Consider the following 20,495-nt stretch of genomic DNA (forward strand, 5'->3'; position numbering starts at 1 on the left):
TTTTCAATAAAATAGATTGCAGTGCTTAAATCATTCTTGAGTGAAATAGCTATCCTCAGTTATAATGTATAAAGTTTACAGTAATATATAAGGATAGCTATTTTGACTACCGAACTTAATACCCTTGATATTGAAGAAATCATTAGTTTATTACCGCATCGTTATCCTTTTTTGATGGTCGATCGCGTGATTAGTTATGAAAAAGGTAAAACATTAAAGGCAATAAAAAATGTCACCGTTAATGAACCTTTCTTTCAGGGACATTTCCCGAATAAACCAGTTTTTCCTGGTGTATTAATTTTAGAAGCCATGGCACAAGCGACAGGTATATTGGCATTTAAAAGCATCGAAGAACTATCACCAGGGCAACTTTATTATTTTGCTTCAATTGATAAAGCACGTTTTAAACGGCCTGTTGTGCCAGGTGATCAGATTATACTTGATGTTGAATATATTAAAGAGCGCCGAGGTATTGCATTATTCCATGGTGTTGCCACCGTTGATGGTAATTTGGTTTGCGAAGCTGAAATGATGTGTGCTCGCAAATAATATTGTTTTAAAAATATCCTAAAAGCAGTTTCAAGGAAACACTATGGCAACGGAAATACATCCAAGTTCAGTGATTGAGAAAGGTGCGAAAATTGGCGATAACGTCAAAATTGGTCCTTTCTGCTTTATTGGTGAAAATGTTGAAATTGGTGACGGGACGTTTTTAAAGTCACACGTTGTTATCAACGGACACACCAAAATTGGCAAGGATAATCAAATTTATCAATTCACTTCCATCGGAGAAGTTAACCAAGATCTGAAATATCGAGGTGAACCAACACGTACTGAAATCGGTGATCGCAATATGATTCGCGAAAGCGTGACTATCCATCGTGGAACAGTACAAGGAGGGGAGTTAACCCGTATTGGTAGCGATAATCTCTTGATGATTAATTCGCATATTGCACATGATTGCCATGTTGGTAATCGCTGCATTTTAGCTAATAACGCTACTCTTGGAGGGCATGTTCAACTAGATGATTATGTCATTATTGGTGGTATGACTGCGGTACATCAGTTTTGTGTAATTGGAGCCCATGTTATGGTTGGTGGCTGTTCTGGTGTTGCACAAGATGTTCCCCCTTATGTTATTGCACAAGGCAATCATGCAACGCCACATGGCGTAAATTACGAAGGTTTAAAACGCAGAGGGTTTGGCAAGGAAGCATTACAAGCCATACGCAGTGCTTATAAAATTCTTTATAGGAATGGTTTAATGTTAGACGATGCAAAAATTGAAATTGAAACTATTGCTAAGCAATACCCAGAAATTAAACTATTTATTGACTTTTTTGCACGTTCAACACGCGGCATTATCCGTTAATGACAAATAAACCGTTAACAATTGCGATCATTGCAGGAGAAGCCTCTGGCGATATTCTTGGTGCAGGATTGATTCTTGCACTAAAAAAACATTATCCAAATATTCACTTTGTGGGTATTGCTGGTCCTAAAATGCAAGCCGAAGGCTGTCAAGCTTGGTATGAAATGGATGAATTATCCGTTATGGGGATTATTGAGGTACTAGGCCGATTACGCCGGATCTTAGCAATTCGCAAAGATATTACCGAGCGTTTAATAGCACTTAAACCTGATATATTTATTGGTATTGATGCCCCAGATTTTAACCTTCCGTTAGAAGGAAAATTAAAGCGAGCAGGCATAAAAACGATTCATTATGTTAGCCCATCGGTTTGGGCTTGGAAGCAAAAGCGCATTTTTAAAATAAAACGTAATACCAACCTTATTTTAGCTTTTCTTCCATTTGAAAAGGTATTTTATGACAAGTTTAATGTGCCATGTCGTTTCATTGGTCATAAAATGGCAGATGATATTCCATTAAAACCAGATCAAACCGCTATGCGTCAACAATTAGGCGTTCCAATCAATTGTCGTTGTTTAGTTTTATTGCCAGGTAGCCGTCATGCTGAAGTCACTTTATTATCAGAACCATTTTTAAAAGCAGCTCAATTATTGCATAAGCGTTATTCGGATTTGCATATTGTGGTACCTCTAGTTAATGCTAAAAGGCGAAAAGAGTTTGAACAAATTAAAGCACAAGTTGCACCAGAACTTAAAATGCAACTATTAGACGGACAAGCTCGTGAAGCAATGATTGCTAGTAATGCCGCAATCTTAGCATCAGGGACTGTAGCATTAGAATGCATGTTAGCTAAGTGCCCAATGGTGGTTGGCTACAAAATGAAAGTATTTACTTTTTGGCTAGCTAAAAAATTAATTAAAACGCCTTACGTGTCTTTACCTAATATTTTAGCAGGTAAACAGATTGTGCCCGAATTGCTACAACAAGACTGCACACCAGAAAATATCGTTACCCATATTATCCCTTTTTTAGAGAAAGATAATTTAGCATTGAAAGATACCTTTCTCACATTGCATAAACAAATCCGTTGTAACGCTGATGAACAAGCAGCACAAGCTGTATTGGATATTTTAAAAGAATAATACCTGTAGAGTAATGTTAGAGGATTTACTTTGTTATTAGAATTTACTTACCCTGATGCTACACTAATTGCTGGGGTTGACGAAGTTGGGCGTGGTCCACTTTGTGGTGATGTAGTCACCGCAGCAGTGATTTTAGATCCCAATAAACCAATAATTGGTTTAACGGACTCTAAAAAATTGACTGAAAAAAAACGTGAACAACTATTTGATATCATCAAAGAAAATGCCTTAGCTTGGTGTGTTGCAAGGGCTTCCGTTGAAGAAATAGATAAATTAAATATTTTACATGCCACCATGCTAGCTATGCAACGAGCAGTGATTGGATTGAAAGTAAAGCCCAACTTTGTATTAGTTGACGGCAACCGTTGTCCTGATTTTGGTATACAAACCCAAGCCGTTGTTAAAGGTGATTTATTAGTAGCAGAAATTAGTGCAGCGTCTATTTTAGCTAAAGTTACACGTGATCGTGAAATGGTTGAGTTAGGTAAACTTTACCCACAATATGGCCTTGCACAGCATAAAGGCTATCCTACAAAAGCGCATTTAGCGGCAATTGAAACACATGGCATAAACCATTTATATCGAAAAAGTTTTGCACCAATAAAAAAATTATCATTACGTTAAACTAATGGTTATCAATCATGGCGAATTAAACATTGAAACAAGGGAAATAGCTGATTCTTGGTAAAAGAGGATTTTACTGCCATGGCGTCCTTTTATTTTCTGCTTTACTACAGGAAGTGAAAGGTAAAATTCTTTAATGTCTGCAACTTACCAATTTTTAGATTAAGTATCCGTATCATCAACCTTCCATACTAATTCACAATAGTAAATGTAATTATTCTTCCAGTTAAACCAGATATCATAAGGCTTGCACTTCAAAAGTGCTTGCTACTTTATTGAATTTAGTGATCTTATTATTAAATAAATTGTGAGTTTTTAAATATTTTATAATGTAATTTTTATTTTTCCATGAGAAATCGGCTTTTTAGCGGCTTGTAAATCCCTTTACTTCCCATTTAGAGAAACTAACATTTTAATTTATATTAAAAATAATTCCTATACAACTATAAGGAGAGTCTTTTTCTTGTTCAACATTTTTACTCTTTCCTGACTGTGAAGATTAAAGAATCAAATCCCCCATTATTTTGTGGTTGATCACCAACACTTGTTATCAAATTTATTAACAACAACATAAACATTAAAATCGGATGCATTGAACTTACCGATAAAAACAGTCAATATTACAGAAAATATAAAAAGCTACTTCAAAAAATATATATTCAAAGTAGCTATTAATAATAGAAAGTGAGGGCTAATTTCTTTTGGTAAAAATAGAAGAAGATTTGGTTTTGTACATTACTTTACTAGCACAAGAAAAACGAATTGTTCTAAAAATACCAATTAAGTTTGCTTGATGCATGCGATATAATAAACGATGAATTATCATTGCAAACCAACCTTTAACACCCATTTCACTTTTACCAGCTAATTTAATGACACCTTGTGCTGTATTATGCAATGAAATAATGGTCCCATTATCGGTATATTTAAAGGATTTCATTGGTTGATTGTTTATCATACGGATAATATTGCTACAACAAATTTTAGCCATTTGATGAGCTGCTTGTGCTGTTGGTGGTGATGCACGACCTGAATCTTGCATAGCATAAGCACAATCACCAATAACAAAAATGTTATCATCACGTGTTGTTTGTAATGTTGGTTTTACTACTAATTGATTAGAACGGCTTGATTCTAAACTTGCAATTTGTTTTAAATAATCAGGCGCTTTTACACCTGCTGTCCAGATCATAATATCCGCTTTTATGGTATCGCCTTCTTTGGGATAAAATCCATCTCTTTCTGCTTTAGTAATCATCGTTTTAGTTAACACATGAATACCTTGATTTTCTAAAGTTTTGGTAATACTTAATGCAGTTTTTTCAGGAAGAGCAGGTAAAATACGATCTGTTGCTTCAATAACTGATATATCTAATTGATCTGAGCACATACCATTTTGTCGACATGTGCCAAATTCATCAACCATATGTGGTAACTCAGATGCTAATTCAACACCGGTTGCACCACCGCCTACAATGGCAACACGAATTTTGTCTTCAAACTTATTGGTATTAGAGCAAAAATCAGCAAATTTTGATAACAATAACTCACGTAGCTGGAGTGCTGCATTTTGATCGTCCAAAAAGATACAATGTTCTTTAACGCCTGGAGTACCAAAATCATTAGAAGTACTACCTATTGCTATGACTAAAATATCATAGGCAATAGAAATAGTTTCATTATTAGAATCAACGATAACAACTTGCTTATTATCGTGGTCAATATTAGTAAAGGCACCTTGTGTGAATTGAAAATGATGTTGTAGGGCTTGTGCTGCATAATAGATATTATCCACTTGTTCATCTAGTACGCCTGTTGCAACTTCATGTAAAAGGGGTTTCCAAATGTGATAACTATTTTTATCGATTAACGTAATTTGGACTTCTTGATTTTTACCCAATTTATTGCCAAGATCAGTGGCTAACTCAAAACCACCAGCACCACCGCCAACAATAATTATTTTTTTCATACTTTTCTTTCTACCTTATAATCACAATTATAAATATCATACTAAATAAGTAGGTTTTTATCTATAGCCTTTTGACTAATATCATTTATAAATAAAAACTATTAAAATCCATATTTACAATTATTAAAATAGTTTATTTTAATAACAAAGTTTGCTTCCAATCGATTAAATATAGGATAAATATTGTGCCAATTTTAAATTCAGTATGGGTTAACTTGTGCAATTAAGGCACTTTTCGTATAATGCACGGAAGGATTTTCTCGTATGTTATTTTAATTCTACATAGAATTGCCTTAATTCTCTATGTCTTATCTTTTTAATATCACTCTATAAAGAATTTTATGAATAAAAAAACTTTTATTAGTATTGTATTAATCGTTATTTTAATCTCCATGACGATATTAATACGTTCACACAATAGCCAACTTATTTTACAAGGTGAAGTTGACGCACCTAATGTTAGTATTGCGTCAAAAGCCAAAGGTCGTGTACAACTTATCCATGTTAACCGTGGAGATGATGTTAAACCTAATGATATTCTTATCACACTTGATAGCCCAGAGTTATTAGCCCAAGTCAAGGCAGCGGAAGCGGCATGTGAACAAGCCCAAGCTCAAGTTGCGTTATCTAATCATGGCACACGAGAAGAAAGCATTCGCTATTATGAAGCGCTACTTGAACAAGCGAAAGTTAATTATGAAAATGCATTGAAAGAATATAATCGAAACAAAGCTATCTCAGCTAAAGGTTATGTATCACAATCCATATTAGATAGCGCGTTAAAAACTCGTGATGCCGCCTTTCAACAAGTTCAATCAGCACAAGCTAATTTAGATCAAGCTAAAAATGGTGATCGTACTGAGCAGCGTGAAATTTACGCAGCAAAATTAAAAGAAGCCGAAGAACAACTTAAACAGCTACAAATTCAATATGATGATTTACAAGTTAAAGCTCCCGTTGGTGGTGAAATTGGTTCAATACCTGCGGAAGTTGGTGAATTATTTAATGCTAATAGCCCATTATTAACAGTTATTCGCCTACCAGATGCTTACTTTGTATTTAATCTTCGGGAAAATATTATGCCTAACGTACATAAAGGTGATCACATTAAGCTTGAAGTGCCAGCATTAGGTAATAAAGAAATAGAAGCTGAAATTCGATATATTGCGCCAATGGGAGATTATGCGACCAAACGAGCAACGCGTGCAACAGGTGATTTTGATTTAAAAACCTTTGAAGTTAGACTATATCCGCTTACCCATATTGAAGGTTTACGTGCAGGTATGAGCACCTTATGGAAATTAGACAATTAATGTTAGATTTCTGGAATCGTTTCAAAACAGCATATAATCAAGAAGTATTGCAAATATTTAAGCGATTTACTTCTCATTGGTTAATGTGGATTTTACCACTGCTTATTTTCGTCATAATTAGCAGTATCTTCTACCGAGGTGTATTGTTTGATCTGCCTGTTGCTTATATTGACCAAGACAAAAGCACATTATCACGCGAAATCGTACGTAATCTTAATGCTGGAGCACATGCAAACCTTATCAATTATGATAACCAACTTTCAGTAGCGGAACGAGATTTACAAAAAGCAAAAATTTACGCCATATTATATATTCCACCAAATTTCGAGGCGGATGTCTTATCAGGTCGTCAACCAACACCTATGCTTTATTATAATGCATTATATTACAGCGCAGGGTTATATTCTATTATGGATTACTCGGGATTAATTGCAGTATTAAATACACAGTATCGAACCACATTGGCAACCAGTATTGGATTGCCAGTTCCACCACTTGCGAAAGTCAATTTTAATTATGATGGTTTATTTAATGCAAGTGGTAACTCTCTATATTTCCAGCAGTTTTCAGCGGTGGTCCATTTATTACAATTATTTGTTATCACAACAACAATTTATATTTTATCGCAATTACCAAAACGGACACGAGCAAACTACCCTTTTGTATTAGGAAAATTAGCACCTTATACTATTTGGTATACAATGTTGCTCATTTTCGAAATTGCCTTGTTAGTTGTGCTTTCTCACGCCAAAGTATCTGGTTCGCCTTTTGCCATGATGACCGTCGTATTTTTCTATGTGATTGCAGCACAAAGTATCGGTATTTTACTATTTACTTTTACCAAAAACGCAATTGATGCCTATACTTATATTGGTATACTGGTTGGACTTGCCTTAACTTATTCAGGTATTGTAGTGCCTGAACTTTCAATGCCTTGGATAGCCAGATTTATTTCATCGCTCGAACCATTAACCTATGCGCTTAACAAATTATTCGATCTCTTTTTACGGCATTCGAATTACCTATCTGTGTTTAAAACCTGTGGTATATTAATGATCTACCCAATCATTATTACCGTGTTAGTTAGAAAACGGCTAGTAAAGCGTTTGCATTCACAGCAAAAGGATAAATCAAATGCTTAAAATGTTTTGGTCTTCATTTTTAAAAATATTCTTTTTAATGTTAATGCGACCGATATGGTTACTACTACTATTATCTGTTTCATTGATGAGCTTAGTCTATATTAATGGCACAATAACTAACTTACCTGTTGCGATTGTTGATCAAGATCACACTCCGACTAGCCGCGGTTTAATAAGATCATTAGAAACCAGTTCTAAAATTGGCACAATTATCTACGAAAGTTCGCTACAAGCATATGATGACATCAATAATCGTAAGCTTTTTGCGGTTATCACAATACCTAGAGATTTTGAAAAACGACTATTAAGTGGTGAAGAAGTGACTATTCCAGCTTATGGTGATGCATCAAGCCGTTTAGCAAATGGATTGATTCAAGTGGATATTAAAGGTATCTATCAACAAATATTAACCCAATACAACACACGAATAATGCGTAATTCTGGATTTTCAGATGAGCAAATTAAAATTATTTTATCGCCAATAAAAGCACAAACTGAGCCTCTTTACAATGCAGGAATAAGCTTTGCAGCTATTACCTTTCCTGGCTTATTAGTCATGCTATTACAACACTCTTTTTTAATTGCTTCAACACGCATAAATATAACCTTAAACTCTTTACCTCAAGGTAGACCGCCTAAAATTGTAATTTTAGGTAGCTTATGTGGTTTATTACCAATCTGGTTATTTTTATCTATTGTGCTATTTGGTTTATGGCCTTGGGTACTTGGTTATCGACAATTGGCTGGTATCATTGAAATATTAACCATGACTTTCCCCTTACTATTAGGCGCATTAGGATTAAGCAAATTATTAACCGAATGTTTACGTCGAACTGAAATGATCTACCTAACATTAGCATTTTTGACCACACCGGTATTCTACCTTTCAGGAACGATTTGGCCAATTGATGCTATGCCACATTGGGTACAATTTGTCACCTATTTACTCCCTTCTACTTGGGCAACCAACATGATTGCAGGTGTAAACCAAATGGGGCTAGGCTTATCAGATAATTTATATAATATTTTTATGATACTTTTACTTGGTATAATATACAGTGCATTAGGTTTGTTTATTTCAGCGTTAAGAGAAGGTCGAGCACGCCGATTATTTAAAAAAGAAAACTACATGAAAAAAACAATCGATAAATTGTAACGTTTAATTATCTCCAACCGATATATGATAAGCACTAATTTAAAAATTGTTTTAATAACAGTGCTTCGAAGTGTTAACGGTAATTATTAGCATAGCAATCTTATAGAAATAGAGTAATAACATCGTCTAATATCACCGCTTTTTATAAAATAGCATTTTCATTATTGATAGCGTGAACCCTGTTTTTATTCCTGTTATGATTGCTAAAAAATTTTTATTCAATTAAATAAATTATTAATGTACATGAAATATTACCCATGGATGATCAGTTTACGCTTAAAAACACTACCGCTTTCGCTTTGTTCAATAGTAGTAGGTAATGCACTGGCTTACTGGCAGTATCAATTTAATTTTTGGATAATGTTACTGGCAATCATTACAGCTTCGTTATTGCAAATTCTTTCTAACTTAGCTAATGATTATGGCGATGCCATTAAAGGGACCGACAAACTAAATCTTACTGCACACGCTAGAGGAATTCAGCTAGGTTTAATTACCCTCAAGCAATTAAAAATTGCTTTACAAATTAACATAATATTATGTGTTTTTGCTGGAATAAGTTTACTCACTCTTGCTTGTAACACCCTGTATGAATTATACGGTTTTATCGTGCTAGGATTACTATCAATTATTGCTGCTATTACTTACACTGTTGGCAAAAAGCCTTATGGATATATAGGTCTTGGTGATTTATCGGTATTAATATTTTTTGGTTTAATCGGCGTAATAGGAAGTTATTACTTACAAACCAAAACATTGTCATTTTTTATTATATTTCCAGCATTAGGTTGTGGTTTATTATCAGTTGCAGTACTCAATATTAACAATTTACGTGATCTTGAAAGTGACAAAAAAAATCATAAACGAACTTTAATTGTATTAATAGGAAAAAAGCTAGGGCAGATTTATCATCTCATCTTATTAATAGCTGCATTATTCTGCTTTAGTTTATTTGCTTACCATACATTACAATCGATTTGGGCATGGCTATTTATGCTGATATCACCACTGTTTATCAAACATATTTTTGCTGTTTTTCGGTTTAAAACAGCAAAAGATGCCACACCTTTATTGTTGCAGATGGTCAAGCTTGCTTTATTAACTAATTTACTTTATTGTTCTGGTATTATGTTGAGCTAGTTCACGTTTATTTAAATTTAATATCGTGTTACTCAATGTTGGGGTTATACTAGATAAACTTAAATATGAAGGCTAAAGGAGACTTGACTATGGAGTTTGATACTTCAATTCTTTGTGATTATTACCCAGAAGATGTTAACGTGGTGGAACCAATATTCAGTAATTTTGGTGGCGTAGCATCATTTTCAGGTCAGGCCGTAACAGTGAAATGTTTTGAAGATAACGGGTTACTATATGAAATTTTACAATCAAATGGATCAGGTAAAATCCTTGTTATTGATGGAGGGGGGTCTGTTCGTCGTGCATTAATTGACGCAGAACTAATCGATATTGCCGTTCAAAATCAATGGGAAGGAATTATTGTGTATGGTGCCGTTCGACAGGTGGATTACCTTGCTGAAGCTGAAATTGGAATACAAGCATTAGCTGCAATTCCAGTGGGAGCTGAAGATCAAGGGGTTGGTGAACTAGACATTAGAGTTAATTTTGGCGGTGTAACCTTCTTTTCGGGGGATTTTGTCTATGCTGATAATACAGGCATTATTCTTTCAGAAATTGCGCTAGAAATTGAAGATAAATAAAAATAGTTTATACCGCCGATGTCTATCGGCGGAGTTTATATTTAACAGCCTATCTTTCTAAAGCTTTTAAAAAAATTTTTTAAATGACTCGATTGCGAATATAACCGCCTGTAACAGTTTTAATTAATCCTGCTAGTTCCATATCTAACAATTTAACGGTTATCTCGGCTATTGATAAATTTACCTGCTCAGCAATCAAATCAACAGGGATTGGCTCATGATGAATCACAGCAAAAATGTCAGGGTACAAAACAGTCTGTGTTGATTCTGTATATTGATTGGTTGAACTATTATTAATCGACAAATAACCGCAATAGTGTTCTAAAATATCGGTTGGTTGCGTCACTAAATAAGCCCCTTGCTTGATTAAATAATGGGTGCCGTGGCAATTTTCATTATCAATTTCCCCTGGTAAGGCAAACACATCACGATTTTGCTCAAGCGCATAACGTGCGGTGATTAGCGATCCACTTTTTTCCGAAGCTTCAATCACAAAAGTGCCCAAACTCAATCCGCTAATAATACGGTTACGTCTAGGAAAATATTCTGATCTTGCCTCCTTGAAAGGTAAAAACTCAGACACTAATGCGCCGTTTTGTGCCAAAATATCATTTGCAAGTTTAAGATTTGTTCTAGGCATAATATTTGCAACACCGCTGCCTAAAACCGCAATTGTATTGCCAGATACTTCAAGCGCTCCTCGATGACAAATCGCATCTAGCCCTAATGCTAAACCGCTTGTGATAGTTAACCCATTAATGGCCAATTCGCTAGCAAAAAATCGTCCCCATTGTGCTCCATATTCACTAAATTGGCGACTGCCTACCATAGCAATTTGCGGTGTTTGCAATAATTGTTTATTGCCTATAACAAAAAGCAAAAGTGGGGGGGCTTTGATCTGCTTAAGTAATAAAGGGTAATCAACATCACAGTAAGAAATAAGGTGTTTTTGAAAGCCAGAACTGTATAACCAGTCCAGAATAGGTTCAAAATGCAGATAAGAAACATCCCAAAAGCAAAATTTTTGCGTTTCGCTTAACCCTATTTTATCCAAAATAAAATCAACATTTTTTATCTTCTTTGGAAGACCAGCTGTAAAAAATTGGCTAATTTTTTTAAAAATTACAAGTTTACCTTGCCCTAGCATTGAAATTCGTAATAAAAATTCATAGTTACTCATTATTGTTATTCATCATTCAAATATAATTATGGGGGTTGAATTGATAAGATAAATATTATCAATAGCCAACAAAGGCTATTCACAGACACTATAAACATTTACAATGTCCACAATATTGAAAACCCAAACATTTGAGGAGTAGATCGAAGAATTTATGGCTATTTTACCAGTATTACGTTTTCCTGATGAGCGACTACGCAAAATTGCAAAACCTGTTACAGCGTTTACGCCAGAATTACAAACCACTATTGATAATATGGTTGAAACCATGTACGCCGAAAATGGAATAGGGCTTGCAGCTACACAAGTAAATATACATGAACAAATTATTGTGATTGATGTAACAGAAGATAAAAGCCATGTTTATGTGATTATTAATCCAGAAGTGATTAGCCAAGAAGGTGAAACAGGTATTGAAGAAGGATGCTTATCGGTACCCGATTGTCGAGGTTTTGTGCCAAGGGCTGAAAAAATCAAAATTAAAGCACTCGATCGTAATGGCAAACCTTACGAAATTGAAGCCGATGAATTGCTTGCGATTTGTATTCAACATGAAATGGATCACTTAAAAGGTAAGCTCTTTGTTGATTATCTATCACCATTAAAACGCCAGCGCATTGAACAAAAAATGAAAAAATTAACTCGTGAAGAGCAAAAAAGCAAATAAAATCATCAAAATTTACGCGGTATCTAAACTGGTTTTAAAAAATGGGTTTTATCTTATCGCGTAAATATCTTTTATAGACTATTCCAAAATAAGTGCTGTGATAATTAACAAATTCCCAGCTATTGCCTATCGTAAATAGTAGAATTGAACTAAATTAAAGACGAAGATTAACTCCTTTGATTATTTAAAAAGGGCATATTACTTTTCGATAATCAATTTTATTATTTCACAAATGAATTACATATTATAAAGGCAATATTACCGAATGTTACACTCTTAAAACGGCAAAAGGAAATGGCGATGGCACGGTACCTAAGTGTTCGGTGAAAATCCCCATTGATCGTATTAAAGCCCGTATGCATTTACCGATAGAGCTTCCGCATACAAAGAGTCAACTACGCAAAAATTTGCCTTGAGTGCCGTTGTCGATATATTACTTGAAGTTAATAAACAAGATGGAACTGCGACTAATAAGTAAGCATTACCTTTTCATTATTGCCCTATTGATCATTTTATTTTTTACTTACCGCTATTTTAGTAAGGATATACGTATGGAGACCTTATCAACAGAACAACTCCATCTGTCGTCAATAGTGAATTCGCTTTTTTAATTAGATTTCTATTTGTTGGGGGGATAGTTTAGGTAATTTAAGTTTAATAAAAAGATCTTTCTATTCTTTATACCTATAGTATTCACTTTAGTTTGTTGGGGAAAATTTGATTTAAGTGTTAATTCCTTTATCTTAAAAATGCCCCTAGCATCATTGAAATACGTTCGAATATTTGTTCAAAAATAAACTCGGCAAAGGCGGGTAGCATCGACATTAAATAAGCTAGCATGATTAGCCCTAATAATAAAGTTAAAGGATAGCCAACAACAAATATCGATAATTGAGGAGTTATTCTGTTTAATAATCCTAATGCCATATTAATGATTAATAGTAGAGTCATTAATGGTAGAGCTAACATGATTCCATTGATAAAAAGTAGACGGCTGACATCAATTAGCATTAAATACCCATTACTGTTTAGTGGTATTTTGCTAACAGGTATGATATCAAAACTGTTAGCTAAACCATAAAGTAACCATAAATGGCCGTCTAAGCTAAGGAAGAGTAATAAAGCGGTTAGGTTAATTAAACGAGATAATACTGAGGTTGAAGGTCCACCAATTGGATCAAAAAATGTAGCCATGCCAAGCCCCATTTGCATACCAATTAATTCACCTGCCATCCTAACTGTCATAAAGGCAAATTGCATTGTTAAACCAATTACAGTACCAATGAGAATTTGTTGCGAAATAACCCATATTCCTTCAAATGAGTAGAGGCTTATATTTTCGTTAATTTGTGGTAAAGGTAGCAGAATTGCAATGAGTAAAGCTAATCCTATTTTTACTCGCTTGGGTATTTCTCTTTCTCCGGTAATGGGGGCAACCATTATCAATGCTAGAATCCGCACAAACGGGAAAAAGCAGTTGCGAATTAAAATAAAATAATCAATATTGAATAAATCATTAATATTAAGATTCATTAAATTTAGCTAGTTAAATTAGGGATATTGGTAAGAGCCATTTTGATGAAATCTGTCATTGTCGATAGCATTGTCGGTCCAAGCACAATTAATACAATAATCACCGCTAAAATTTTAGGAATGAAAGATAATGTCATTTCATTAATTTGTGTCGCCGCTTGTAATAAACTAATGATTAAGCCTGTCACTAAAGCGGCGAGAAGTATAGGGCTTGCCAATGATGCTGCTACTTTGATTGCCTGTATTGCAAGGGCGCTAATAGATTCAGTTGACATATAATTCCTTAATTTTACCTTGTTTAATGAATGGTTGATGAAATAACTTCTTAATTGAATTATGTTTAGCTAATTTGCCTTTATTCATCTACTGTTTTTAACTAATGTTAGTTTTAACTAAAAAAGCTTTGGGCTAATGAACCTAATAGCAAGTGCCAACCGTCAGCCAATACAAATAGCATTAATTTAAATGGCAGTGATACCGTTGCTGGTGGCACCATCATCATGCCTAATGCCATAAGTGTGCTGGCAATGACTAAATCAATCACTAAGAAAGGAATAAAAATTGTAAAACCTATCTGAAAAGCTGTTTTTAACTCACTTACTACAAAAGCAGGAATAAGTACTTTTAAAGGGATATCTTCACGTGTTTGAATATTCGTTTCATGCGACATGTTAACAAATAGCGATAAATCATTTTCACGGGTTTGAGTTAACATAAATTCCCTCAGTGGTTTAGCAGCTGTAGTTAACCCCTCTTGCATAGTGATTTGATTTTGCGAGTAAGGTATATAAGCATCTTGATAAATTTTATCAATAACGGGGGACATAATAAAAAAGGTCATAAATAGTGCAATTCCTAAAATAACCTGATTAGGTGGCGCAGAGGGGGTGCCTAGCGCATTACGTAACAAACCTAGCACAATAATGATGCGCGTAAAGCTAGTCATCAATAATAATATTGCTGGTATAAATGTCAGTAATGTTAAAACAACTAATGTTTCTACTGGTAATGCCCAATGTTGTTCACCACTTTGTGCCGTTTGAGTAATAACAGAAAGAGGATAAACCTCAGCATGACTAGGTAGGCTAAGTAACAATAAGCTTAGTAAAATGATTAATTTTAACCTCACTTGTTATTACTCCTTTTTTGATTTTAAAGTTGATTGTAATATTTGCTGAAATAGATTATTTTTCGAAAAGTTTGCCTTATTTGTTTTTGTCGAAAGTAATATTTCAGTACGTTGTTCATTAATGGTATGCAGTAATGTCATTTGTTGAGGCGTCACGCCAACTACTAATAACTGTTGATCCACATGAACTAAAATAATATGCTCTTTGGGCGATAGGCTATATGTGGCTTTTATGTCCATAAATTGATTCGTTGTTTTTTTTAAACCTAGGCGTCTAACTAACCATCCAAGCAGTAAAATAACACCGATAATACCAATAAATGACATCCCCATGGACGTTCCAACTTGTGTGTAAATATTAAACTCTGAAGGTGGCGTTGATAGAGCATTTGTGCTTGTTATTGTAGCCTGAGATTGAGCCAAATTTGTGATGTTAACAGGCATTAACGGCTCAACCTGCGTACACGTTCTGATGGGGTAATAATATCCATAATGCGTACCCCATAATTATCTCCCACAACCACAATTTCACCTTGTGCAATTAAATAACCATTAATTAATATATCTAAAGGCTCACCTGCTTGCCCATCTAATGCAATAATGGAGCCTTGGGTTAAATTTAATAGATCTTTAATCGCCATTTTTGTTCTGCCAAGCTCAACACTCAAATTTACAGGGATATCAAGGATAAGGTTGATATCTTGCTGTTTATCTTCTGTTTGTTGTGGCGATAGTGTTTCAAACACAGCTTCTTTTGTCATTAATTCATCGTTTGTTATGGTGGCGTTTTGATTCTCGTCACTATTTTGTTTGATATCAGTCATTAAACACTCCTTCATGCAATTGTTCTAATACAGGGTTAATGACCTGTTCAACTTGAACTGCATATTGTTTATTCATTTTGCCGTAATTACCCGTTAAGATAGGCACTCCTCCGACAGTTACATCAATATTAGTTGGTTTTTCTATCACTAAAATATCATTGACTTTTAGTGTTAGTAATTTATCTACAGTTGTATTAATTTTGGTAAAATTAGCGACCAATTCGACTGCTGAATGTTTGATGCCACTAGTTAATGAACTCATCCAGACATTATCATCTTGATACGTTTTTTGCTCAGCAGGGGGTTTTATTAGTAATTCTTTAATGGGTTCAACCATTGAATAAGGAATACAAACACAAAATGTTGCTTTACTGTGACCAACTTCAACTTTAAATTTGGTTGTTAATACAATATCATCAGGTGAATTAGTAATATTAGTAAATTTACTTTGCATTTCAGAACGAACATATTGGGCTTCAATCGGGTAGACATCTGCCCATGAATTTTGATAAATAACTAATGCTAATTCCAATACTCTGTTAATGATTTGTTGTTCAGTGTGCGTAAATTCTCGACCTTCTGTTTCTATTTGCGGCGAATGTCCATCACCTCCAAATAATGAATCAACAATTATAAAGACTAATTCAGGCGAAAATGAAAATAAACTCGTACCTCTTAATGGGTTAAGATGTACTAAATTTAAATGATTTGCCGATGAAGTGTCAGAAAACTCTTCAAAAGTATGAGGTTCAACAGGTAAAGCTATGACATCAGTATTACGACGTAATCGGTTAAATAACCCAATTCTAAACTGACGTGCAAAACGCTCATTAATAATTTCTAGAGCAGTTAAACGTTCTGGTATAAACCGATGCTTGACCGATAAATCATAAGGTTTAACATTCGCTTTTTTGCCTGGTGGATACGAAATAACAGATGACTCAATTTTGTTTTCTTCGATAATCACTGAACTATCGGATACCGGTTGTGTATCATCAGGTTCATTTAATGTTGTTTTTTCTTCGTTCTGATCAGGCATAATAATCACCTTAAGATAAAATCAGTAAATAAAACTTCATCCACTTTTACCCAATGTTTTGCATCATATTGCCGAGTTAAAGTCATTTTAATTTTTTCTTGTAAATCGATCTTTCCTGACTCTTGTTTTAAGTTACTAACATATTGTTTTGATATTAAAAGCAATATGTCACTTCTTACTTCAGGTAAATATTCTAATAATATTGATTTTTGTTTTTCATCAGCAACACGTAATACCATACCAACATAAACAATTTTATTAATGTCTGCATTATCTTCTGATTTTGGTAGTGAAAGCGTAAATGGTTTTAAAGTTAGAAAAACCGGTGATAAAACGGGTTGTTCTTCTTGTATATGGTGCGTATCTTTTGGCTGATTTTGAAACCATAGATAACCACAAGCACCTACAGCTAACAGCGTAATTAGGATAAGTATTATATTTACAACACTTATTTTTTTCTTATTGGTTGACATAATTATTCTTGTCTCAGTAAAAATGTAAAAGTACTTTCCGCTAATTTAACGGCTAAAATTAAAAAAATAATAAATTATGCTCATGGAATTGATTTGAAGAATAGGCTATAAAAATATGACCTATTCAACGTTTTTACTATTCTTGTAAGCGAAAATATAATGATCTATTACGTCCGATTCGCTATGCAAATATGCTTAACCCTGATTTTGTTAACTGATTTTTTTCAATATCGTGTTGTTCAGATTTTTGTTCGATAGTATCCGATAATAATGTTACGGGTGATTGTTTATTTTGGGTTTGTTGATATCTTGCTGACTGATCATCGGCATTATTCATCATTGAAAATTCACTGATATCGGTTTGTTCAAGGATAATACCTTGTTCTTCTAATGAGGTTCTTAAAGTAGGTAATGCTGATTCTAATACATTTTTAACATAAGTGTGTGCTGCAATCATTTGAAGATTCATTTTATCGTCAATCATGGCAAGTTTAATATGTAATGAGCCGAACTCCTGCGGGTGTAATTTGATTTCAGCTGTTTGCATATCTTGATGATTAAGCATAATAATTTTCTCTGTTAATGCTGTTTTCCATGTTTCAATATTCCCCATTATTGGCAAAGGTGTAGATGTTGAAGAATGCATAGGTGTTGGCAAATCAACAGTTAATGAAGTCAGTGCCATGTTAGGTTGAGGAAATATCTGATTTTGCTTATTTTCAGCAGCAGCTGTAAAGAACGTTTCTTTGACACTATTTAGTGTAGTATCTCGACTTGCTTCAAACTCAATTTGCCAGTTATCGGCTTTTATCATCTTATTATTGGCTATACTTTGGGTGCCCATTAATTTTTGATTGATATTGGTTTTTATCTCAGCCGTTTGATCAAATTTATGCCCGATTTTCATGTTAGATTCTGACAGAAGAGCATTTTTTTGCATGGATTTATTGGTTAACTCTTCACTTTGGTGAATTGTAAGTAATAATTGTTTTGTCGGTTCATTTTCAAATGTGGCTGGTTGTACATCAAATAAGTTATCATCAGATACTTCTTCAAGGTTTAGATTATTTGTTATCAATAACATTTGATTGTTATTTGGTGTCGTACTTTCAACCGTTAATATTTGTTGATTGGTTGTCTGAATATCAATGGGGTAACAGCTTATCGTTAAAAGATCAGTATCTTTTTCGTCTTTACAATCATCAGCGCCTTCTAACTTAGTTTGATTAAAATCTTTACTTTGATTTGTTTGTGTTTCACTAAGTTGTTTTACTTGTTGAAAGAAATCATTATTATTGGTTATTGCATTGTTTTCAACAATTCCAGAACGACAAGAAGAGGTTAAATTTAAATCATTAATAGGGTTAATATTCATTTGATATTCTCCTTGCTAATTGTTGCTGAGCAAATTCATCGGTTAGCTTTTGTTGTAAACGATTTTGTTGTTGTAAGTATCGATAATGTTGTTTATTTAATAATGTTTTATAGGTATTTAAATTCTTTTGGGATTGATTGAATTGATTGGTTATCTGTTTTTGCTTCATATCCAGAGTTAATAGGTGCTTTTTTTGTTTTGCAATACCTTGTTCAATTGATGCAATAAATGCATTGAAATTATTCAATTCGTATCCTTTAATCCCTTCTGATAAAGCTTCACTTAATTTTTGTTGATATTCACAATAGTAATTATTCAAAATATTGAGTTGTGATTTTGCATGTTGATGATTGTCAGTGGCCTTTTTTAATTTGATCAAACTATCATCTACCGATTTTTGTGCTAATTTTTTTAATGTTAAAAACGCAAGTTGTGAAGAGTTTTTATTCATCGTCGTGCTTTCCTAATAGATTTATTTTGGATCAACAATTGCACTTAATTGTTGATAAGCATCTTGATAACAGCAATGTTCACCAATACCCTGTTGTAAAAATTTTTGCATGGTAGGGTATAATGTTATCGCTTTATCTAATAAGGGATCGGTACCGGTGACATAAGCGCCTACATTAATTAGATCTCGGTTTCGTTGAAAACTTGAAAACAGTTGTTTAAATAATCTTGATTTTTTTTCATCTTCTGTGGCGGTAAGATCGGTCATTACCCGACTGATTGATGCTTCAATATCAATGGCAGGGGAGTGACCTGACTCAGCAAGAGTTCGTGATAAAACAATATGTCCATCTAAAATAGCTCTGGCCGAGTCGGCAATGGGATCTTGTTGATCATCTCCTTCGGTTAATACCGTATAAAATGCTGTAATTGAACCTTTGCCATTTTCTGCATTGCCGGCTTTTTCAACCAGTGCAGGTAATTTTGCAAAAACAGAAGGTGGATACCCTTTCGTTGCTGGTGGTTCGCCTATGGCTAAGGCAATTTCCCGTTGTGCCATTGCATAACGAGTTAATGAGTCCATAATAAGTAAAACGTTAAACCCTTGATCGCGAAAAGTTTCGGCAATTCTGGTGGCGTATGCTGCACCTTGTAAGCGTAATAATGGTGATACATCAGCTGGCGCTGCGATAACAACGGCACGAGCTAACCCTTCTTTACCCAGAATGTTTTCAATAAAATCTTTAACTTCTCTGCCGCGTTCCCCAATTAAGCCCACCACAATAATATCAGCTTGAGTATAGCGTGCCATCATACCCAGTAAGACACTTTTGCCAACCCCTGAACCTGCAAACAAGCCCATACGTTGACCTTGCCCTACGGTTAATAATGCATTGATTGCTCGTACACCGACATCAAGTACTTGATGAATGGGGGTGCGTTTTAATGGATTAAGCGATTTGCTTGATAAACCAGCATATTCGATATGAGCGGGTAAGGGTTTTCCATCTAATGGTTTACCCATAGCATCAATAACTCGACCTAATAACGCCATACCAACGGGTAATAATTTATGACTAAAATGTGTTAAATCATATTGAGAGGTATAAACTCTTGCACCTAATAAAATGCCATCAGTCGATTCAAAAGGCATTAAATAAAGTGTTTGTGTATTAAATCCAACAACTTCACATTCTACTGCGTCGATTTGATCATGAGATTGCCGCTCAACAAAACAATTAGAACCTAAAGGTAGTTGTAATCCGACTGCTTCAAGGACTAATCCTGATGCTTTTACTAAACGTCCATATTGTCGTATTAAAGATAAGGATTGAAGTTGCTGTGTTGCTTGACTAATTTTATTAGCCCATAAAGATGCGTAATTCA

22 protein-coding genes are annotated in these 20,495 nt (G+C 34.2%); 10 read left to right on the forward strand and 12 right to left on the reverse strand.

Translation table 11 applies throughout. The features are described 5' to 3' along the window. The first annotated feature begins 102 nt into the window (after positions 1–102). Genes fabZ through rnhB form a run of 4 tightly spaced genes read left to right on the forward strand, consistent with a single transcriptional unit; the run spans position 103 to position 3,138 of the window. Positions 103–549, forward strand: coding sequence for a 3-hydroxyacyl-ACP dehydratase FabZ (fabZ, locus tag A9G36_RS02670; protein ID WP_034947282.1), 447 nt, complete (start codon positions 103–105; stop codon positions 547–549). Between the two features lie 43 nt (positions 550–592). Beyond that, complete coding sequence (gene lpxA / locus A9G36_RS02675) at positions 593–1,372, forward strand: acyl-ACP--UDP-N-acetylglucosamine O-acyltransferase (RefSeq protein WP_034947280.1); 780 nt, start codon at positions 593–595, stop codon at positions 1,370–1,372. After that, entirely contained in the window at positions 1,372–2,514 is a 1,143-nt protein-coding gene (lpxB, locus tag A9G36_RS02680) for a lipid-A-disaccharide synthase (protein WP_065585371.1), read from the forward strand. Before lpxA ends, lpxB begins: the two co-directional genes overlap by 1 nt. 30 nt (positions 2,515–2,544) lie before the next feature. Beyond that, a complete protein-coding gene (gene rnhB, locus A9G36_RS02685; protein ID WP_034947274.1) occupies positions 2,545–3,138 on the forward strand; it encodes a ribonuclease HII in 594 nt (197 codons plus the stop codon). A 691-nt stretch (positions 3,139–3,829) separates the two neighbouring features. On the opposite strand, the gene A9G36_RS02690 is transcribed toward rnhB, so the two are convergent. After that, the gene (locus tag A9G36_RS02690) at positions 3,830–5,107 is read right to left on the reverse strand and encodes an NAD(P)/FAD-dependent oxidoreductase (RefSeq protein ID WP_065568818.1); all 1,278 of its coding nucleotides are present in this window, start codon (positions 5,105–5,107) and stop codon (positions 3,830–3,832) included. 341 nt (positions 5,108–5,448) lie between these two features. Here A9G36_RS02690 and A9G36_RS02695 point away from each other — a divergent pair, with 341 nt between their 5' ends. The 5 genes from A9G36_RS02695 to rraA all read left to right on the forward strand — a co-directional run bounded on the left by A9G36_RS02695 (position 5,449) and on the right by rraA (position 10,439). After that, the gene (locus A9G36_RS02695; RefSeq protein WP_034947271.1) at positions 5,449–6,420 is read left to right on the forward strand and encodes an HlyD family secretion protein; all 972 of its coding nucleotides are present in this window, start codon (positions 5,449–5,451) and stop codon (positions 6,418–6,420) included. Further along, on the forward strand, positions 6,402–7,562 hold the full coding sequence (locus A9G36_RS02700) for an ABC transporter permease (RefSeq protein ID WP_034947268.1): 1,161 nt from the start codon (positions 6,402–6,404) through the stop codon (positions 7,560–7,562). Before A9G36_RS02695 ends, A9G36_RS02700 begins: the two co-directional genes overlap by 19 nt. Further along, a complete protein-coding gene (locus A9G36_RS02705; RefSeq protein WP_034947265.1) occupies positions 7,555–8,718 on the forward strand; it encodes an ABC transporter permease in 1,164 nt (387 codons plus the stop codon). Before A9G36_RS02700 ends, A9G36_RS02705 begins: the two co-directional genes overlap by 8 nt. 237 nt (positions 8,719–8,955) lie before the next feature. After that, positions 8,956–9,858, forward strand: a complete 903-nt coding sequence (locus tag A9G36_RS02710) for a 1,4-dihydroxy-2-naphthoate polyprenyltransferase (protein ID WP_065568820.1) — start codon at positions 8,956–8,958, stop codon at positions 9,856–9,858. Between the two features lie 89 nt (positions 9,859–9,947). Then, positions 9,948–10,439: a ribonuclease E activity regulator RraA gene (gene rraA, locus A9G36_RS02715; protein WP_034947261.1), complete on the forward strand. Its 492-nt coding sequence runs from the start codon at positions 9,948–9,950 to the stop codon at positions 10,437–10,439. 79 nt (positions 10,440–10,518) lie between these two features. Here rraA and dprA read toward each other — a convergent pair whose 3' ends face one another. Further along, on the reverse strand, positions 10,519–11,619 hold the full coding sequence (gene dprA, locus A9G36_RS02720; RefSeq protein WP_218055749.1) for a DNA-processing protein DprA: 1,101 nt from the start codon (positions 11,617–11,619) through the stop codon (positions 10,519–10,521). Positions 11,620–11,773: 154 nt separating this feature from the next. Here dprA and def point away from each other — a divergent pair, with 154 nt between their 5' ends. After that, entirely contained in the window at positions 11,774–12,286 is a 513-nt protein-coding gene (gene def / locus A9G36_RS02725; RefSeq protein WP_034947259.1) for a peptide deformylase, read from the forward strand. Between the two features lie 738 nt (positions 12,287–13,024). Here def and fliR read toward each other — a convergent pair. The 10 genes from fliR to fliI form a co-directional block, all read right to left on the reverse strand. After that, a complete protein-coding gene (gene fliR, locus A9G36_RS02730) occupies positions 13,025–13,819 on the reverse strand; it encodes a flagellar biosynthetic protein FliR (protein ID WP_051825346.1) in 795 nt (264 codons plus the stop codon). A gap of 5 nt (positions 13,820–13,824) precedes the next feature. Next, a complete protein-coding gene (fliQ, locus tag A9G36_RS02735; RefSeq protein ID WP_034947256.1) occupies positions 13,825–14,094 on the reverse strand; it encodes a flagellar biosynthesis protein FliQ in 270 nt (89 codons plus the stop codon). A gap of 113 nt (positions 14,095–14,207) precedes the next feature. Next, positions 14,208–14,948, reverse strand: coding sequence for a flagellar type III secretion system pore protein FliP (gene fliP / locus A9G36_RS02740; protein ID WP_065568821.1), 741 nt, complete (start codon positions 14,946–14,948; stop codon positions 14,208–14,210). Positions 14,949–14,954: 6 nt separating this feature from the next. Continuing rightward, a complete protein-coding gene (gene fliO, locus A9G36_RS02745; protein ID WP_065568822.1) occupies positions 14,955–15,392 on the reverse strand; it encodes a flagellar biosynthetic protein FliO in 438 nt (145 codons plus the stop codon). Next, positions 15,392–15,772 carry a flagellar motor switch protein FliN gene (gene fliN / locus A9G36_RS02750; RefSeq protein ID WP_034947247.1) on the reverse strand — a complete coding sequence of 127 codons (381 nt, stop codon included), beginning with the start codon at positions 15,770–15,772 and terminating at the stop codon, positions 15,392–15,394. The genes fliO and fliN overlap by 1 nt, the downstream gene beginning before the upstream one ends. After that, complete coding sequence (gene fliM, locus A9G36_RS02755) at positions 15,765–16,811, reverse strand: flagellar motor switch protein FliM (RefSeq protein WP_051825344.1); 1,047 nt, start codon at positions 16,809–16,811, stop codon at positions 15,765–15,767. Before fliM ends, fliN begins: the two co-directional genes overlap by 8 nt. 5 nt (positions 16,812–16,816) lie before the next feature. Continuing rightward, positions 16,817–17,284 (reverse strand): flagellar basal body-associated FliL family protein, encoded by a 468-nt coding sequence (locus A9G36_RS02760; protein ID WP_034947244.1) that lies wholly within the window; start codon positions 17,282–17,284, stop codon positions 16,817–16,819. 181 nt (positions 17,285–17,465) lie between these two features. Further along, entirely contained in the window at positions 17,466–18,659 is a 1,194-nt protein-coding gene (locus tag A9G36_RS02765) for a flagellar hook-length control protein FliK (RefSeq protein WP_065585372.1), read from the reverse strand. Beyond that, a complete protein-coding gene (gene fliJ, locus A9G36_RS02770; RefSeq protein ID WP_065568824.1) occupies positions 18,649–19,110 on the reverse strand; it encodes a flagellar export protein FliJ in 462 nt (153 codons plus the stop codon). Before fliJ ends, A9G36_RS02765 begins: the two co-directional genes overlap by 11 nt. A 21-nt stretch (positions 19,111–19,131) precedes the next feature. Beyond that, positions 19,132–20,466, reverse strand: a complete 1,335-nt coding sequence (fliI, locus tag A9G36_RS02775) for a flagellar protein export ATPase FliI (protein WP_065585384.1) — start codon at positions 20,464–20,466, stop codon at positions 19,132–19,134. Positions 20,467–20,495: the final 29 nt, after the last annotated feature.

This window comes from Gilliamella sp. Choc6-1, assembly GCF_001690385.1.
GTDB classification, from domain to species: Bacteria; Pseudomonadota; Gammaproteobacteria; order Enterobacterales; family Orbaceae; genus Gilliamella; species Gilliamella apicola_A.

Bases quoted from the DNA above. Each gene is read 5' to 3' on its own strand.
- fliO (WP_065568822.1), bottom strand. From the start codon at position 15,392: ATGCCTGTTAACATCACAAATTTGGCTCAATCTCAGGCTACAATAACA.
- fliM (WP_051825344.1), bottom strand. From the start codon at position 16,811: ATGCCTGATCAGAACGAAGAAAAAACAACATTAAATGAACCTGATGAT.
- A9G36_RS02690 (WP_065568818.1), bottom strand. From the start codon at position 5,107: ATGAAAAAAATAATTATTGTTGGCGGTGGTGCTGGTGGTTTTGAGTTA.
- lpxA (WP_034947280.1), top strand. From the start codon at position 593: ATGGCAACGGAAATACATCCAAGTTCAGTGATTGAGAAAGGTGCGAAA.
- A9G36_RS02765 (WP_065585372.1), bottom strand. From the start codon at position 18,659: ATGAATATTAACCCTATTAATGATTTAAATTTAACCTCTTCTTGTCGT.
- A9G36_RS02705 (WP_034947265.1), top strand. From the start codon at position 7,555: ATGCTTAAAATGTTTTGGTCTTCATTTTTAAAAATATTCTTTTTAATG.
- fliR (WP_051825346.1), bottom strand. From the start codon at position 13,819: ATGAATCTTAATATTAATGATTTATTCAATATTGATTATTTTATTTTA.
- fliN (WP_034947247.1), bottom strand. From the start codon at position 15,772: ATGACTGATATCAAACAAAATAGTGACGAGAATCAAAACGCCACCATA.
- lpxB (WP_065585371.1), top strand. From the start codon at position 1,372: ATGACAAATAAACCGTTAACAATTGCGATCATTGCAGGAGAAGCCTCT.
- def (WP_034947259.1), top strand. From the start codon at position 11,774: ATGGCTATTTTACCAGTATTACGTTTTCCTGATGAGCGACTACGCAAA.
- A9G36_RS02695 (WP_034947271.1), top strand. From the start codon at position 5,449: ATGAATAAAAAAACTTTTATTAGTATTGTATTAATCGTTATTTTAATC.
- dprA (WP_218055749.1), bottom strand. From the start codon at position 11,619: ATGAGTAACTATGAATTTTTATTACGAATTTCAATGCTAGGGCAAGGT.
- fliJ (WP_065568824.1), bottom strand. From the start codon at position 19,110: ATGAATAAAAACTCTTCACAACTTGCGTTTTTAACATTAAAAAAATTA.
- rraA (WP_034947261.1), top strand. From the start codon at position 9,948: ATGGAGTTTGATACTTCAATTCTTTGTGATTATTACCCAGAAGATGTT.
- A9G36_RS02700 (WP_034947268.1), top strand. From the start codon at position 6,402: ATGGAAATTAGACAATTAATGTTAGATTTCTGGAATCGTTTCAAAACA.
- A9G36_RS02710 (WP_065568820.1), top strand. From the start codon at position 8,956: ATGTACATGAAATATTACCCATGGATGATCAGTTTACGCTTAAAAACA.
- fliQ (WP_034947256.1), bottom strand. From the start codon at position 14,094: ATGTCAACTGAATCTATTAGCGCCCTTGCAATACAGGCAATCAAAGTA.
- A9G36_RS02760 (WP_034947244.1), bottom strand. From the start codon at position 17,284: ATGTCAACCAATAAGAAAAAAATAAGTGTTGTAAATATAATACTTATC.